The sequence below is a fragment of the Algoriphagus sp. Y33 genome (assembly GCF_014838715.1).
Classification (GTDB): domain Bacteria; phylum Bacteroidota; class Bacteroidia; order Cytophagales; family Cyclobacteriaceae; genus Algoriphagus.
Genome location: NZ_CP061947.1, coordinates 6,267,772 through 6,285,189, shown reverse-complemented (window position 1 = coordinate 6,285,189; position 17,418 = coordinate 6,267,772). Strand labels below are relative to the sequence as shown.

At 42.9% G+C, this 17,418-nt stretch carries 14 protein-coding genes; 4 read left to right on the top strand and 10 right to left on the bottom strand.

Translation table 11 applies throughout. The annotated features are described in order from the left end of the window. Positions 1-44: 44 nt before the first annotated feature. The 5 genes from ID165_RS26075 to ID165_RS26055 all read right to left on the bottom strand — a co-directional run bounded on the left by ID165_RS26075 (position 45) and on the right by ID165_RS26055 (position 8,480). Positions 45-1,016, bottom strand: coding sequence for a pectinesterase family protein (locus tag ID165_RS26075; RefSeq protein WP_370539720.1), 972 nt, complete (start codon positions 1,014-1,016; stop codon positions 45-47). Between the two features lie 6 nt (positions 1,017-1,022). Beyond that, complete coding sequence (locus ID165_RS26070) at positions 1,023-2,249, bottom strand: glycoside hydrolase family 105 protein (RefSeq protein ID WP_225586905.1); 1,227 nt, start codon at positions 2,247-2,249, stop codon at positions 1,023-1,025. A gap of 88 nt (positions 2,250-2,337) precedes the next feature. Then, a complete protein-coding gene (locus ID165_RS26065) occupies positions 2,338-4,020 on the bottom strand; it encodes a RagB/SusD family nutrient uptake outer membrane protein (protein WP_192348298.1) in 1,683 nt (560 codons plus the stop codon). A 28-nt stretch (positions 4,021-4,048) separates the two neighbouring features. Beyond that, positions 4,049-7,072, bottom strand: a complete 3,024-nt coding sequence (locus ID165_RS26060; RefSeq protein WP_225586904.1) for a TonB-dependent receptor — start codon at positions 7,070-7,072, stop codon at positions 4,049-4,051. A gap of 121 nt (positions 7,073-7,193) precedes the next feature. Next, entirely contained in the window at positions 7,194-8,480 is a 1,287-nt protein-coding gene (locus ID165_RS26055) for a DUF4861 domain-containing protein (RefSeq protein ID WP_192348297.1), read from the bottom strand. Between the two features lie 279 nt (positions 8,481-8,759). On the opposite strand from ID165_RS26055, the gene kduI reads away from it, so the two are divergent. The 4 genes from kduI (at position 8,760) to ID165_RS26035 (ending at position 12,988) form a co-directional block, all read left to right on the top strand. Continuing rightward, positions 8,760-9,599, top strand: a complete 840-nt coding sequence (gene kduI / locus ID165_RS26050; protein WP_192348296.1) for a 5-dehydro-4-deoxy-D-glucuronate isomerase — start codon at positions 8,760-8,762, stop codon at positions 9,597-9,599. 93 nt (positions 9,600-9,692) lie between these two features. Continuing rightward, entirely contained in the window at positions 9,693-10,478 is a 786-nt protein-coding gene (locus ID165_RS26045; RefSeq protein ID WP_192348295.1) for a gluconate 5-dehydrogenase, read from the top strand. Between the two features lie 48 nt (positions 10,479-10,526). Beyond that, the gene (locus ID165_RS26040; protein ID WP_192348294.1) at positions 10,527-11,561 is read left to right on the top strand and encodes a LacI family DNA-binding transcriptional regulator; all 1,035 of its coding nucleotides are present in this window, start codon (positions 10,527-10,529) and stop codon (positions 11,559-11,561) included. Positions 11,562-11,584: 23 nt separating this feature from the next. Beyond that, the gene (locus ID165_RS26035) at positions 11,585-12,988 is read left to right on the top strand and encodes a tagaturonate reductase (RefSeq protein WP_192348293.1); all 1,404 of its coding nucleotides are present in this window, start codon (positions 11,585-11,587) and stop codon (positions 12,986-12,988) included. 23 nt (positions 12,989-13,011) lie between these two features. Here ID165_RS26035 and ID165_RS26030 read toward each other — a convergent pair whose 3' ends face one another. From ID165_RS26030 to ID165_RS26010, 5 genes are all read right to left on the bottom strand, one after another. Beyond that, positions 13,012-14,163 carry a glycoside hydrolase family 43 protein gene (locus ID165_RS26030; RefSeq protein ID WP_225586903.1) on the bottom strand — a complete coding sequence of 384 codons (1,152 nt, stop codon included), beginning with the start codon at positions 14,161-14,163 and terminating at the stop codon, positions 13,012-13,014. Positions 14,164-14,271: 108 nt separating this feature from the next. Beyond that, on the bottom strand, positions 14,272-15,039 hold the full coding sequence (locus tag ID165_RS26025) for a zinc-dependent peptidase (protein ID WP_192348292.1): 768 nt from the start codon (positions 15,037-15,039) through the stop codon (positions 14,272-14,274). A gap of 174 nt (positions 15,040-15,213) precedes the next feature. Further along, positions 15,214-16,779, bottom strand: coding sequence for a ribonuclease Y (gene rny / locus ID165_RS26020; protein WP_192348291.1), 1,566 nt, complete (start codon positions 16,777-16,779; stop codon positions 15,214-15,216). A 67-nt stretch (positions 16,780-16,846) separates the two neighbouring features. Then, positions 16,847-17,131: a cell division protein ZapA gene (locus ID165_RS26015; protein WP_192348290.1), complete on the bottom strand. Its 285-nt coding sequence runs from the start codon at positions 17,129-17,131 to the stop codon at positions 16,847-16,849. 1 nt (position 17,132) lies between these two features. Beyond that, positions 17,133-17,417: a hypothetical protein gene (locus tag ID165_RS26010; RefSeq protein WP_192348289.1), complete on the bottom strand. Its 285-nt coding sequence runs from the start codon at positions 17,415-17,417 to the stop codon at positions 17,133-17,135. Between the last annotated feature and the right edge of the window lies 1 nt (position 17,418).

The window sequence follows — 17,418 nt, the reverse complement described above, 5'->3', positions numbered from 1 at the left end:
TTTGGATATTCATATTTATTGTTTTTCAATCTAATTTTTACTTCTCAATCGAGAATTCTACTTTGGGGATTCCACCCATCCTCTCCTGCCAAAACTGCTTTTGCAGTGTAGATTTCCGCTTCCTCTTCAGTTAATTGATGTGACCAGGAAACCCGCTCAGCTACATTTGCTCCTGGCCCTCTAGAAGCATATTCTGCATAAAAAGCTGTTTGCTCTGCATTGGGTTTGTTCCAATTGTGCCAGCCTTCGGGCTTGATATGATCTCCCATTTCGGTGTTGATAAAGACTGTCTTTGCATAATCTCTCCATGGCCTGCCAAGGTAAACTGAAGCAGGCTCTCCATCACTTGTCAGCTTACAGTCGATAAATACAAAGCCATGTTTTGTGACTTCTCCCGTGGATGCAGCAGTCACGTAGCCGCCTCCTTTTTTGGAGAAAATCTCACAGTTTTCAAACACCACTGTGGACCATCCGAAGATAAAATCGACTGTGCCTTCTATGTAGCAATCCTTATAGTATTGTCGGCTTCGGTCTCCATGGGGATACAGTGTATCCTGAAAACCCAGAAATCTACATTTCTCGAACATAACTTTATCACCGTCCACCCGAACAGCCACTGCCTGTCCTACCGGTCCTGATGAATTCTCAAACGTGATATCTCTGGCATAAAACCCATCCCCAAACACAAAGAAACCGGTGGAGCCGGTGGTACCCATTTCTTCTCCGAACTTATTTTTCTTCTGTGCAAAATCATCGTAAGTCACCAGGGTATTCTCAGCATTTTCACCGATCAGTGACACATTTGTTTTGGAAGTAGCCAGCACTAATTTTTCCTTATAAACACCTGCCTTCAACAGAATCCTTGTTTCATTTTTCCTAAAATCAGGAACTGCATCAAAGGCCTGCTGAATGGTAAGAAAATCACCGGATCCATCTTTAGCTACCACAAAGTCGAATTCTTGACCTTGTGCCGACAAAGAAAAAAAGCCCAATACAAGGATTAATGCTAATCTCATCATCCCTTATTTACTTAGCGCTTCGTATTCTAAAGAAGCAAGGATAAATGGCCCAACTCCTTTCGGATCGTTCACCCGGATTTCTTCCCCTACATAATATTCGAAAGAGCCATCACGGTAAGGATTGCCACCCAATCCGGCAACTCCACAGACATTTGTCAAGCTGATCCCTCCATCTGCATCTTCACGGACAAACTCAGCCAGCATCCCTTCATAAGCTTTTTTGCCTGCGGCAAGATCATCCTGATCCAAATATCCCTTTTCAGCTCCTTTCAAAAGAAAATATGTAAACATCCCCGAGGCTGATGATTCGAGGTAATTCCCCTCCCGTGTACCCTGATCTACGACCTGATACCACACTCCCTCCGGAGTCTGATAGCGTTGAATTCCTTTGGCAAGCTTTTGTGTAACAGCTATTACATCGTTTCTTTTTGGATGATCATTTGGGAGAAAATCCAGTACATCCACCAGCGCCATCGCAAACCATCCTATGCTCCTTCCCCAATAATTTGTAGAGAGCCCAGTCTCCGGATCTGCCCATTTCTGTTCCTTGCTTTCATCCCATGCGTGATGAAAAAGCCCTGTTTCTTCACTGTAGCCATAGTTGTCCATCACTATAATCTGGTTTGCCACATCATCAAAAAGTGCCGGTTCATCGAATGTAGCTGCATATTGTGCCAAGAACGGAGATCCCATATAGATGCCATCCAACCACATCTGATGTGGATAGACTTTTTTGTGCCAAAAACCGCCTTCCTTATTTCGGGGATGGTTGCGCATCTGATCCCGCAATTCTTCTATTGCCAATCTGTATTTTTTCTCTCCTGATTCTTCGTAGAGATTGATCAGAAACTTACCTCCATTGACCCGGTCAATATTGTAATCCGTCTTCTTGTAAGTCAGGATATTGCCTGTACTGTCCACCATGAAATCAGCAAACTTCTTGGTATAGTCATAAAAGCGCTGCTCTCCTTTTTCCTTCCATACAGCCTGCATGGCTGACATAATCAAACCATGGGTGTACTCCCATTTCGGCTTTTTATTGAAATCTATAGTCCATCCTTCCGGATTGCGGACTATTTCAGAATCCGCCATCCAAATGGAATAGGCTTTTTCTGTAGTGTTTTCCGCTTCCGGAAGGTCTGATTCTTGTGATTTTTGATTACAAGAAGAAACCCAAGCTGTCATTATAACAAGTAGGAGTGATCGTATTGGTAGAAATTTCTTTTTCATAGGGAGAACTTCGAAGGTTATATCGGGGAAATATGGCCTTGCAGACAGTCTGCAAGGCCAATAAAGTTATTGCTTAAACAATCGGATATTAGAAGTATCCTTCGTTTTGAAGAAACTCATCCTTATTTGTGATTGCGTCCAGCTGCTGTTGCGGGATTGGTCTCAGATTATGAAAAGACTGGATATTTGGCGCAGCATCAGGATTAAAAGCTCTTACACGCTCCACAAGCTTACCGGTCCGCTTTAGGTCAAACCAGCGAATTTGCTCACCTGCAAATTCTCGTGCTTTCTCATCCAGAATCATATCAATAGTCAAATCCCCCGCAGATACTTCCATCGCTTGCTCTTGTCCGGGAAGAGCTGCTCTTCTTCTTATAGTATTAAAGTATTCCAATGCCTCAGAAACATTCCCTTGGTTCAGTTCTGCTTCTGCCACAGTCATGTACATTTCTGCAAGTCTTATCACAAATGCATCCCGCTTACCTTGTTGCTGAGCAACTGTGGGCCGGCTCGGGTCTAAGAATTTCTTCAGGGAAATGTACCGATCTCTAACACGCGGCGAACCATCCGTGTTATATGTTCTGTTTCGGTCGATCACAGTATATGGAAGTGCATCTTTTTGAGCATCCGTAAGGGCATATTTAGTAGCTAAAATTGCCGTATCCCCTTCGTTAAACGTCACTGATTTGGTTTCCGTACCAGAGGTTAATGGTAAATCATAGGTTCCCGGGTTATTGCTGTACCATGCTGTCTGAAAGGTGACATCATATCGGCTGTCTATTGATTCATCAAATAAATCCAGCAAAAATGCAGTAGGCATAAATCTTGCAAATGGACGTCCATTTTCGATATCACGGACCATTCCAGGCAATTGGTCATAAGTCATTAAATAGAATAGGTGGGAATTGTTCCCCCCATCTCTTATGAGAATGTCGTTACCCGGAGTCTCAAGTTCACGGTTAAAGATCAAATCAGAAGTGAAATTCACAATCCAAACAGCCTCAGAATTTCGCACGTTATTGATACTCCATAGCTGCTCATAACTTTCCACAAGAGAAAAATCATATTCATCAATAACTCTCTTGGCCAGTCTTGATGCTTCGGCATCATTCCCTCTTGTCAAATGCATCCTGGCAGCAAAAGCCTCTGCAGCAGGTTTTGTCGCACGTCCATATTGATCCGGGTTTGCAGTGAGATTATCCATCGCAAACTGAAGATCTTCGAAAATCTGGGTATAGAATTCGTCTACCGAGCTGCGTTGCGCCGTAGTCTGGACCGAAGTCACTTCCTCTAAGGACAAATGAACCCCACCCCATGTCTCCACAATATGCCAAAGGTAAAACGCCCGCAAGAACCTTACTTCTGCCATTCTCAATGTTTTTTCATTTTCAGACAGAGGCGAATCCGGGATTCTTCCAATAGCGGCATTAGTAGAGTTTAATGCTGAATACAATCTGGTCCAATAGAAATTGATTTGCCCATTTTCTCCGCTTAGATCAGCATTATAAAGGGCTACCGCAGGATTTTCCATTCCGTTTGCTCTGGTAAAGATATCTGTACCCATATCAGATAGGGTCATACCATGCTCCTTTCCATACCAAAATCGCATCGGTGTATAACAGGAGTTTACCAATGCCTCTATCCCTTGAAGGGTATTGTAATAGCCGTCAGCCGTCAAGCCTGTTTTATTTTCTTCTTCGAGAAAATCTGCACATGAAGTCATTCCCAAGGAAAGACTCAATGCTAAGATTATTAAGTTTATTTTTTTCATAATTTTCAAATTTTGGGTTTAGAAAAAATCAAAGTTCAATATTGACACCGAACAGCAACTGACGAGTCATCGGAAAACTCAAATTCCCCCCACGCTCGGGATCGTATCCGCCCAAGTCACTCCAGACAAAATAATTTTTGGCAGTGGCATACACCCGAACCCGTGAAATTGACAGATTATCGATCAGTTTCTGAGGCAGATTATAACCAAGTGTGATATCCCGTACTTTCACAAAAGAACCATCCGCATATCTCAAAGTGGAGAAATACCTAGCATTCCCGGTACTGGTACCGGCATTAGGTCTAGGGTATGCATTAGTAGGATTTTCGGGAGTCCAATAATCCACTCGTGGTCCATTTTCACGGGCATCTATCTTATAGGATCCATTTGCCTCACTGACAATCATATTACCCTGCCGTGCAAATACAAACACGCTCAGATCAAACCCTTTGTAAGAGACTCTATTGTTAACTCCCAGATTGAATCTTGGAACATTACTTCCCAAAATAGTTCTGTCATCAGGAGTGATAATACCGTCACCATTCTGATCCCTAACTTTGATTTCCCCCACTTCCTGCTGGTTTTCTCTGGCCTGATCTTCTTCTCCCAACTGCCAAACACCGATTTTCTCATAATCAAAATGAGTAGAGATGGGGTAACCCACAAACCAACCATTTGCCAAGTCACGATCACCTTCTACCAGTTCTAAAATTTCTTCTTTATTATGGGTGAATGTAAAATCTGTACTCCATTTAAATCCGCTCGGCTGATCAAGATTAATGGTACTCAGCAAGAGTTCTATACCTCGATTTCTTGTCTTGCCGACATTGTCCCATGCAGTGGTAAAACCTGAAGTCGCAGGAACTGCACGCTCAATTAAGAGGTCGGTGGTATTTTGTTCGTATATATCAACTGATCCTGTAAGTCTGTTGTTGAACAACCCGAAATCCATACCAAAATTTAGACTGGCAGTCTCCTCCCATCCCAGGGAGGCTGCTATCAGCGAAGGATAATAGCCAAATGCAGCTGCCTCTGAAGTACCCTGATCCCATGCATAGGTACTTTTGCTCAAGCCTCCCAATGTCTGATAAGGCGATACCGCAGAATTGCCTGAAATCCCATAACTCAGCCTGAACTTTAACTCGCTTATTGTGGAATTATCCACCAAAAATCCTTCTTCCTTGGCTATCCATGAAACTGCAGCTGAAGGGAAGAAACCCCACTTATTACCTGCAGCCAAAACTGACGACCCATCTGCTCTCACCACACCATTGAAGATGTATTTATTTTTGAATTTATAATTGACACGGGTAAAAAACGATGCCAGGGAAGTTTCTGTAAGCGAACTATTGATTCGAATCCCATCTTGGGAAGCCCCTAAATTGTGAAAAAGCATCGTAGGTGATAACAAGTCAAGCCCCTCTGCAAAATACTCTTCATTACGGGTAGCCCACATACTTTGTCCCAACAACACCTGAAAATCATGGTCTGTACTGGCTTTGGAGTAAGTAGCGAAATTTTCCCAGGTAATCCTAGAAGCCATATTATTAGTAGCCCTGCCGACCGTACGCCCATCAGGACCGATGTCAATGGTGTTTTCTCCCAAGAACACGCCTCTACGGGAATTTGAATTGTCCAAACCTAGTCTAGAGGTAAAATTGACTGAAGTAACCGGCTTCCACTCCAGACTCACATTTCCAAAGAATCTTCTGTTGATTTCATTGTCCATGTAGTTCCCCGGAATCTGGTCATTGAGGGGATTGACTGTGGTGCCGTCACCAAGGGGAAGGGTTATTATTTCTCCTGCCTCATCGTAAGCGGGGCCAAGAGGGCTGATTTTATTCGCCCAGTTGAGCGGATCTCTTCTTCTATCCTGTTCCCTGACAGTATACATAATATTGGTAGACAATTTAAGCTTGTCACTTGCCTTATAATCCACCGCCATTCTCCCACTGTATCGCTTAAGTTCATCATTTTCAAACAAGCTTTGCTCGTCAAAATACTCCATGGAAAAGTAATAATTCACCTTCTCATCCGCTCCGGCGACACTCACCTGATGATTCTGTTGAGACCCTGTACCTATAACCTCATTAGCCCAGTCTGTATAAACCCCGTTTCTGAAGTTCTCTAACTGGTGAGGAACAAAAATACTTCCATCATCTTCCGGATTATTCCATTCACCTACGGTTCTTCGTGATTCTCTTCTGAAGTTGACCCATTCAGGTCCCGTCATTATGTAATCATAGCCCTCTAAGCTCTGGGTACTATAGTAGCTGTTTATGGAGACTTTTGGCTTGCCTTGAGCACCTCGCTTGGTCGTAATAAGAATTACGCCGTTTGCACCTAACGTACCGTAAATAGCAGTAGAAGCAGCATCCTTAAGTACCTCAATAGATGCTATATCATTTGGATTGACATCCATTGTGCTCCCATAGATTATTCCGTCCACCAGCACTAGCGGGTTATTTCCTGCATTTAAGGACCGGTTTCCCCTCAGCCGGATATTCAGTCCTGCCCCTGCCTGTCCACTGGATTTGGTCAGGTCAAGCCCTGGAACTTTTCCCTGCATTACTTCTAGAGCATTCGTCACCGGTATGGCTGTCAAATCCTCATCTCTTACAGAAACCACTGATCCGGTAAGATCTGACTTCTTGACCGTACCATAACCTACTACCACTACTTCACCTAGATCTTGCATGTCGTATTTCAATTCGACATTTATTTGACTCTGATTATTGACGGCTACTTCTTGGGGAGCAAAACCAATAAATGAAAAAACCAACGTGGCTCCGTCTTCAGATACTTGTATTTCAAATCTACCGTCCAGATCTGTAGTCACACCACGTGTGGTGCCTTTTATCAGTACCGAAACACCGGGTAACGGTGCGGAATCCTGCTCAGTTACCGTTCCTGAAACAGTCCTGTTTTGGGTATGAGCAATCGATTGCACAGCTATACAAAAAATAAGAGCCATTACTACCCGATAATAATACTCCTTGTGCAGGACTCTTACAAATGGCTTTTTAGCCGAATTAATTAATTTTTTAAGCATGGGTTTACTTTGGGTTAATGTATTATAAACTATAATCATCTTACTTAATCTGTTTCCAGAATACCAGCCAATCTGAATTGACACCTTTATCGCTCCTCTAAGACGATAACACTACTTTAGTTCATTTATGAATTATCAAAGGGCTGGACAGTTTTCTGATTTCATCTCTGAGATATATCTCAAACTCTTCCTTATTTTGGATACCCTCTTTTTCTTGTTCCCAAGCTGCCAAGAAGTAATAACTCAACTTTCTCGTCCCGGAATTAAAGACCAATACATGTGACAATTCATCGGCTGTCACTTGGGTCAATCGGTCGGTAGGATATAGTATTGCGATTCCAAGCTTGTCACCGGCCAAACTCTGGGAGCCATACGTCGCCAGATAGCTGTAGGCTAAATCAGTATCGCTTTTCAACAGCTCCGCTTTGCTGTCTTTGATCAATCCGGTAGCAAAATTCGGGATATCGGCTGTGGAACTAAGATCCATTCTGGACAGACGGGTTCCTGCATGTATGGAAATAGCAGACAGAATATCCGTTTTGCCATCGGGCAAGTCCCAACCTGAATATTTCGTAAACACGGAAGAATAGACAGGCCCATTGCCGGTAATCTCAGCATAAAGGCTATCAGTCACATCTACTCTTCGGGCTTTGCCCCCTTCGAATGTCGCAATACTTCCCAACCCCAACGTCTTCCCTACTTTCAGCACGTCCATTCCCCAGGCAGCCGGCTCATGATAAGAGTCAAAACCATCCTGACCCACATCCTGCAATACGGGAGTAGTCACTTTCTTGCCGAATACATCAATGCCATTTCTCCAATCCAGGTAAAAACGGTAGCCGACTAGATCAGACTCCCAGCCGGGGCCTTCATAACGGATAAACCAAGAATGGTCAGTATGCTCAGCCGGCACATGAAGTGAATCCACATTTTCAAAATGCCCGCCTATGTATTCTCTGTCTTTAAATTCACCCCCGAATTTATGGGAGAGTTCCGCCTGGGTAAGTTTCGGGTAATTCGGAATTGATGAATCGGATGAGCTTCTCAGCTCAATATCCAGCCTTTGGTTGGCACCGATTTTAGGCAAAATAAAAATCAATCCTTTATCATTGCCCTTAGTGTTCCACTGAGAAGGAATCTCTTCCTCTCCCACAAATACCCGGTAATTCAATCCCTCAGAACACTGAGATTTGTCCATTAAATCCTCCGGGCTAATTACTATCTTCTCATTAGTCCTATCAATTGAAAGAGGATTTTCTACAGAAAAACGAAAGATCTCGGGCAGATCATCTGAGGTATTATTACTTTTTTGCTGTGCACAACTCAATGCAACAACTACCAGCAATCCCGACAATAATGTGGGAATTTGCAGTTTAGCCTTTTCTAGTATTTTGGGTTGTATTCTCATTATTACACTTAATTCCAATGAGTTGGACAATAACAAAGTTGGTATCTTGACCACAAGATCAAGACACTCAATTCTTTATTGAGCAATCGATTGCATATTAAAAATAAAATAAATAAGAAAAAATTTTTATCTGGATTTATTCTGTATTTAATGGATTTTAGATCAAAATTCATCTCTTTTACGAAATACTAATTTGCAATTTGTTGTTAAACCGATATGGACACCTCAGCTTGATATTCAAAAATAATACTATATTGCGCAAACGATTACATACCCCTTATGAGTACTACTATTGAAATGCGGTATTCCTCGCATCCTGAGGATTTCAAAAACTACCCCACCAAAGAAATTCGGGAAAAGTTTTTACTCGAAAACATTTTCGTTCCAAATCAAATCACCGGTACATACACCATGGAGGACCGGTTGATTGTCGGCGGAATCCACCCTGTGGACAAACCGGTGCATCTGGAAACTGTCGATCAGCTGAAGGCTCCCTACTTTCTGGAACGCCGGGAAATCGGTATCATCAACGTAGGTGAGAAATGCAGGATAGAGATGGACGGAGAATCTATCAGTCTTGGCCGCAAAGAGGCGCTATATATAGGAAAGGGAGTTCAGCAGGTGATATTCCATCCTGCCGCTGAAGGCAAGACCTTACTCTATTTCAATTCCGCCCCGGCACACTGCTCCTATCCTACCCGGAAAATCACACAGGACGATGCCGAAGTAGTCACCCTTGGCTCCTTGGAAAACTCCAATCACCGGACCATTTATAAGCTTTTGGTCAACTCCGTGGTAAAGACCTGCCAATTGCAAATGGGAATGACCGAGTTGAAACCAGGCTCTGTATGGAACACTATGCCTGCTCACGTGCATGACAGAAGGATGGAAGCCTACTTCTACTTTGATCTCAAAGAAGAAAATGTAGTTTCACACTTCATGGGCACTCCTGATGAAACGAGGCATATATGGATGAAAAATCATCAAGCAGTCATCTCTCCGGTCTGGTCTATCCATAGCGGAGCAGGGACCTCCAACTACACTTTTATATGGGGGATGGCCGGAGAGAACATGGACTACGGGGACATGGATATGGTAAAACCTTACGAATTAAAGTAATATGAAATCGAGCATGACTAAAAAGTCACACACTGGAATGATTACAATGCATGCGAGATTCCATGTGGCCGTTGAATAACAAATTATAAACACATGAAACCGAATTTCGAACTAAAAGGTAAAATTGCTCTTGTCACAGGAGCAACTCACGGTCTGGGCATGGCCATGGCAAAAGCGCTGGCTCATCAAGGAGCTACTTTGGTTGTCAATGGTCATACACCTGCTAAAATGGAGGGCGCAATTGAAGAATATGCTTCTGAAGAAATTATAGCGCGCCCTTATCTGTTTGACGTCAGTGATGTAAAGGCAGTAGATGCTGCCATCACCAAAATAGAAGAGGAAATAGGGGATATAGATATCTTGGTAAACAATGCGGGGATGATCCAGCGCATACCAGCATTGGAAATGGATCCTGAAGACTTTCGGAAAGTAATTGATATAGATCTTGTATCGCCATTTATCGTCTCTCAGCGAGTCGCCAAAACCATGGTGAAAAACGGAAAAGGAAAAATCATCAACATCTGTTCTATGATGAGCGAACTTGGACGCAATACGGTAAGCGCTTATGCGGCCGCAAAAGGCGGTTTGAAGATGCTCACCCGCAATCTAGCTACCGAATGGGCAAAATACAACATCCAAGTCAACGGCATTGGCCCAGGCTATTTTGCTACTGAACAAACTGCTCCCATCCGGGTGGACGGACATCCGTTCAATGATTTTATCGTGGGACGGACTCCCGCAGGTCGATGGGGTGACCCCAATGATCTGGGAGGAACAGTTGTATTTCTGTCCAGCCAAGCCAGCGACTTCATCAACGGTCAAATTATCTATGTAGACGGAGGAATTCTTGCTACCATAGGCAAACCAGCCGGTGAATAATTATCTTAGAACTTCCAAAACCATTTTTCCTTAATATTAAACAAGGCAATGAGAAACGGGAAAGCCACCATTCATGACATCGCTGAAAAGCTTCAAGTAACTGCTTCTACTGTCTCTAGGGCACTAAATAACAATCCTAGGATCTCAGATGCCACAAAGAAAAAAGTTTTAAAAGCCGCCAAAGAACTTAATTATCAACCGAACAATATCGCATCTGCGCTGAGAAGCGGGAGAAGCAGACTGATCGGAGTGGTAGTCCCCACTGCCAACAGAAATTTCTTCTCCTCCGTAATCCGTGGGATAGAAGAAATAGCCAATTCCCTGAATTACAAAGTGGTGATCACACAATCCTACGATGACTATGAAAAGGAAGTGCAGACTGTTGAAGCCTTGCTTAATGCGCAAGTAGATGGGGTAATAGCATCGGTAGGCAAGGCCACGGAGAATGTGGACCATTTTAAGAAAATCCTTAAAAAAGGAATCCCTCTGGTACTTTTCGACAGAGTAACCAATGACTTGGACGTAAGCCAAGTTGTGATTGACGATTATTATGGAGCATTTGAGGCCACAGAGCATCTGATCAATGAAGGCTGTAGGCGAATCGTGCATTTTTCAAGTTCCCAAAACATCAATATTTACAAAGAACGAAAAAGAGGCTATGAAGATGCTTTGCTGAAGCACGGAATGGCTATAGACCCCAAACTGATCCGCTTCAGCAAGATGCAACTGGAAGACGGAAGAGCATCCATGCAAGAGTTGATTGATGAAAAAATTCCATTTGATGCTGTTTTTTCGGCCTCAGACTACTCTATTATGGGTGCAATGCAGGTTTTGAAAGAAAATGGATACACACTTCCCCAGGATGTAAAACTGGTGGGTTTTGGAGATGAGCCATTCACTTCTTTCACAGAACCCACACTTACTACAGTCAATCAAAAAAGTATTCCAATGGGCAAAATTACCGCCGAGACCTTTTTTGAAATCCTTAGTCAAAAAGATCAAACAAATAACATCCCAAAAAAGACCATCCTTAAACCGGAGTTGATCATCCGCAATTCATCGATCAACCAAAAGAAAATCTAACCCTTTTAAGCCTCTTTACCTCAATGCAACTTCTTTCCCGATCCACCTTCCCCCCTTCTCAACGTCCAGTAAGAATCCTTCAGTTTGGCAATGGAAATTTCCTTCGGGGATTTACAGATTGGATGGTTGAGAAGTCAAACCAAGCCAATGTATTTGACGGAGCTATTCATATCGTCCAAGTACATAGTAAATCCGCAAACAATCCCATGAAAGATCAAGATTGTCTTTTTCATGTGATCGAGCAGGGCTTGAAAAAGGGGAAGTTGGTTCAGGAATCTACACTGGTCACCTGCATAGCAGGCATCACCAATATTTTCGAGGAATACAATGAATACCTGAAACTGGGAGAAAACCCGGATTTGCGTTTTGTGGTTTCCAATACCACGGAAGCAGGAATTGTCTTCGACCCTACAGATTCTTCTATAGACCGTATTTCCAAAACATTCCCAGGCAAACTCACTGCCTTACTTTACCATCGGTTCAAAACCTTCAACGGAGATGACTCAAAAGGACTGGTATTCCTTCCCTGTGAATTGATAGAAGGCAATGGAGAAGCACTGAAAGAATGTATCCAGAAATACATTTCCTTTTGGAAATTGCCAATGGATTTTTCCGAATGGATTGACTGGAAAAACATCTTCTGCAATACGCTGGTGGATAGAATTGTTCCCGGATTCCCTAAAGGGTCTATTGAAGAACTACAGGAGAAAATCGGGTACAAGGATGATATGGCTGTCATGGTAGAGCCTTACCATTTTTGGGCAATTGAAGGAGCTGGCACGATACAAGAGGAATTTCCTTTGGACAAAACCGGCCTAAATGTCAAGTTTGTGGACAACCTTGCTCCCTTCCGTACCCAAAAAGTAAGAATCTTAAACGGAGGTCATACGGCAATGGTACCTTATGCGTACCTCAAAGGTTTGAGAACGGTAAGAGAGGCTGTGGAAAACCCTGAAATCGGTACTTTCCTGAACGAAGCTATTTACGACGAGATAATTCCTACGCTCGATATGCCCCGGGAAGAATTGGAGCAGTTTGCCCATGCTGTATTAGAGCGGTTTGCCAATCCGTTCATCGTGCACGAGCTTAAGTCGATCGCTTTAAACAGCATCTCCAAATTCAAAGTGCGTGTGCTTCCTTCCCTCCTAGCCTACCATGAGTTGAAGAAAGAATGGCCGGAGAAATTAATTCTTTCTTTTGCAGCACTTTTAGTCTTTTACAAAGGGAGTTACAAAGGAATGGAAACTCCTATCAATGACAGTCCCGAGCTGATGTCCGAATTCAAAGCAGGTTGGGGACTTGGTTCTACCGAAGCGACGGTGACCAAACTATTGAGCGAAAGAGCATATTGGGGAGAGGATTTGAGAAGATACGATGGACTGGTAGAATCTGTATCAGAAGCAGTAGATCAACTTCTTCAAGGATAGCCTTTTCTTTTTAGTGGAAACCCTTATAATGGCATATCCTGTGGCGTGGTAGTCGGCCCATGGACTATCAAAGTGCCGTCAGGTTTGATTTCCATTTTATCCAGAAACACTACGCGCTCCTGCCCAGATTCTTTGGTACGACCATGGTATACGCAATACATCTCTCCATTGTCCATAAAGACGATATTATTGTGTCCCGTTCCAGTCACCTCCCCGCCTTTGTGTGTGTTGAGTTCCAAAACAGGATTATTCGCCGCTTTGGTAAATGGACCTAACGGGCTTTTAGAGGTGGCATATCCAACAGCATAATTTTCACCAGCATAATAGTTGCCAGAATACATCATGTAATAGGTTTCTTCATGTTTGAAGATCACAGAACCCTCCGTCCACCGTCTATTTATCTCCTGCTTAGTTACAGATCTGCTTTCCCATTCGGCTTGTTCATCATCCATTTTCACTGGAGGACGAAGGCAAAGTACAGGCTCTCCGATTACTCCAGAGAAATCAGGTTTCAGTTCCACACCATATACCCAGCTCTCTTCTATCTCATCATACCAGTCTTTTTCTCTTGCCCAGTCTGCCACTTCGCTTTCTACAGGATGCTTGTAGCATGCTCTAGAATAATAGAGGTAATATTTACCATCTTCCCAATAGACATTTGCATCAATAACCGGATAGCCAGGGTCAAAAATAGGCTTGTCGTACATCTCTGTAAAAGGTCCCATTGGACTATCCGATTCTGCCACGCCAATCATGAAATTCTCCTCTTCGTTTGTTGGATTGACTTTCCACTGGGCACTGAAAAACATGTAGTATTTTCCCTCAATTTTATAGACTTCCGGAGCCCAGAAGAATTTGCTTGCCCAGCTTTCTTCCGTGTTGCCCTGATAGACCTGACCTTCAAATTCCCAATCAACCAGATTAGCTGAGGAATAAGCCGCAAAGCCATCCTTTGCTCCTCCACCTGTTCCGTACATGTAGTACATTCCTTCTCCATCGTTCAATATAAATGGATCACCAAATGCTACATCCAGAGGATTTGAATAAGTTTCTTTGTCCGAAACCGTAGATGCCCCCTCTTTCTGCTTCTCCTTGGTGGTACAGGATACTAATCCAACCAAAGCTAGTAAGACAACCCCTAGATAAGTAAGCGACACTCTCATATATCGATTCATAATAAAACGTTCAAATCGCCAAAGTACATTTTTTTGTTAAAAACAGATTGATTCAGCTTAATTAAAGCAGGGTATAAACCACCTATTCGGTGTCCTCTGTCAAAAAGTTTAAGATATTCCTTTAACCCAAACCCTAGGATCCTGCTGCATCAGCCGAACCAAAGAACCGTAAAGCTCGGGATTGTATCCAAAAAACTCATGAGGCTTTTCAAAGAATGTCTCCAAAGCTACCGCAAAAAACTCATCCTCATTTATTCCTCCATTTGACCTAAATACGGTAATGTCCCCAGCATTAATTCTTATTACTTCCTCTTTAGCAGCGTTCTGAAAAGAACGGAAAGCTTCAGGATTGAAAAATTCAAATTCATCGTTGTAGTGAATCTGGTTCTCCAGTTTCAGCGCATGGGCTACCTCATGTATACCTAGATTCACTCCATCCTTCTCGTTTTCCATTCCATCTAAAAAACAATTCCATGACAACACTATCAAGCCATGTCTTGGATTTACTTCACCCCTATGATATTGCTTTGAAATATTACTGTAGTAGGTATCGGGATAGATTAGAATTTTGCTGAAATGGGAAAGTCGCAAATTCCTCCAACCAAAAGTCACCATTACAATCGTAGCTCCTATAAGTATTTTCATCTCCTGAGTCACCACCCTAACACCTGCCCTGCCAATGAATGATTTTACAGTGAGGATTACTTGGAGTTTTTCTCTGAATTCCCTTTTATGCTTTTCTGATAGTCTGCCATAATACGGGAATTGTTGCTCAAGAATCTGAACCTCCAGCTTTGTTAAGCGAATTCTCCCAAACAATATCCGAAGTTCCATGATCAAACTTGCAAGACTGTTCATCCTGTATAAAGGCATCATAAGCTTAAAATAAAAATGGCAGAAACCCGAAGATATCTGCCATTTCACTATTGATCAAGTTATTATTTTATGGACACCCACTTTTCTTCCAGCAAAGCAAAAGCATCATAGTGTTCAAATAACAATAGCTTAAAGGCTACTTCGGTCTTCCGCCTGCTGTCTTCCAGTCTCTATTTATCTTGCGTAATTCACCGCTCTCATTTCACGGATTACCGTGATTTTGATCTGACCGGGATACTGCATTTCCTTCTCTATTTTCTGGGAGATATCAAAAGAGAGCTTACCCGCAGTAGAATCATCCACGTTATCCGCATCCACTAATACCCGAAGTTCACGTCCCGCCTGCATGGCAAAGCATTTATTCACTCCATCAAAGCCCAAAGCAAGCTCCTCAAGGTCTTTGAGTCGCTTGATATAGCTATCCATCACTTCACGTCTTGCCCCCGGTCTTGCTCCCGAAATCGCATCTGAAGCCTGTACGATCGGGGAGATCATGGAAGTCATTTCGATTTCATCATGGTGGGCACCGATGGCATTACATATTTCCGGATGCTCCTTGTATCGCTTAGCCAACTCCATCCCCAATACAGCGTGGGGAAGTTCCTGTTCTTCATGCCATACTTTTCCTATATCGTGCAATAAGCCCGCACGCTTGGCCATCTTTGCGTTTAATCCCATCTCAGCAGCCATCGTAGCGCAAAGCTTAGCCACTTCTCTGGAGTGCTGAAGAAGGTTTTGACCGTAAGAAGATCTATAACGCATACGTCCTACCATTCTTATCAGTTCAGGATGAAGTCCATGGATACCGAGATCTATACAGGTTCTCTCGCCGATTTCGACGATTTCTTCTTCTATGTTTTTCTCGGTCTTGGCGACTACTTCTTCTATCCTAGCCGGGTGGATACGTCCATCCTGCACCAGTCTGTGAAGTGATAGTCTAGCCACTTCCCTTCTCACCGGATCAAAACCGGAAATGATGATTGCCTCAGGGGTATCATCCACCACGATCTCCACTCCCGTAGCAGCTTCCAGCGCACGGATGTTTCGGCCTTCTCTACCGATGATTTTGCCTTTGATATCATCGCTTTCGATGTTGAATACAGACACGCAGTTTTCTACCGCATGCTCAGTGGCGGTACGCTGGATCGTATCCAACACGATCTTTTTGGCCTGCTTGGTAGCAGTAAGTTTGGCTTCGTCAAGAATATCCTTTATCTGGGAAGATGCCCTGGATTGGGCTTCTTCGGTAAGCATAGTCACCAATTGCTCACGCGCTTCTTCACGGGTAAGGTTTGCGACTTTTTCCAAGTCTGCAATTCTTTGGTTAGTCACCCTGTCAAGTTCCTCTTTTTTGACTTTTACAGAATGTAATTGAGCGTTTAAGTTCTCTGACTTGCTATCCAGTTCAGCTTCTTTTCTTTTCACCTGCTCCAGTTCTTTGGAGACTTGCTGTTCTCTTTGCTTGACTTTATTCTCATTGGTGAGGATAATATTCTTCTTATTGCTCATCTCCTCATCAAACTCGGATTTCAGTTTGAGATACTTTTCCTTTGCTTCCAGAATGCGGTCTTTCTTGATAGCCTCCGCATTGATTTCCGCTTCGCGAAGCATGGATTTCACCCGCTCCCGGGTTTCTTCTTCCAGTTTAGAATTTTTATTTTTTATTAATGCGCCGGCAATAGCCGCTCCTGCACCAGTCCCAACTAGGGCTGCGAGGACAATATATAGCATGTCTCCCATAGGTATTTTGGATATAAATTAAACCTGGGGAATCTGAAAAATCTTCCGAATTTTGTGTTATAAATAATTACAAAGCCTTAGACAGCAAAGCATTGATATGAGAAATACTGGATTTTATATGCTCGGAATCTTCCGTATTCACCTGATTGGTTTCCAATGATTCCACCATGCAATCAAAGGCTACCATAGCCAGCAAATCCTGGTTGTCGTCCAGTCCGTACTCCTCTTTATACTTTTTTAATTTTTCATTAATCAACTTGCCCGCATGCCGGATTTTGGATTCATCCTCGATCTTCACGCGCATGGGATATTCTCTATCCCCTATTTTTAAACGGATGGCAAGTGTCTCCATATCACTCAGATAAGTAGGTGATTAAATGATCGATTTCTTGTATATAATTATTGATTAGGTCACTCATTTCAGTTGACTGTTCCGGATTCACCGGTTGGTTGTCTACAATGTTACTAATTTTAATTTTATTTTTAAAATGTTCGATTTCCTGCTCTTTTTTATCCAAAGCCGTGCTTATTTCAGATAATTTTTGCTTCAATTGCCGGTTTTCCTCACTTACCTCAAGCAATTTACTACTAGTTTGTAGAGCTAGTTTCTCTAATTTTTGCAGTTCCTCTTGAATCATT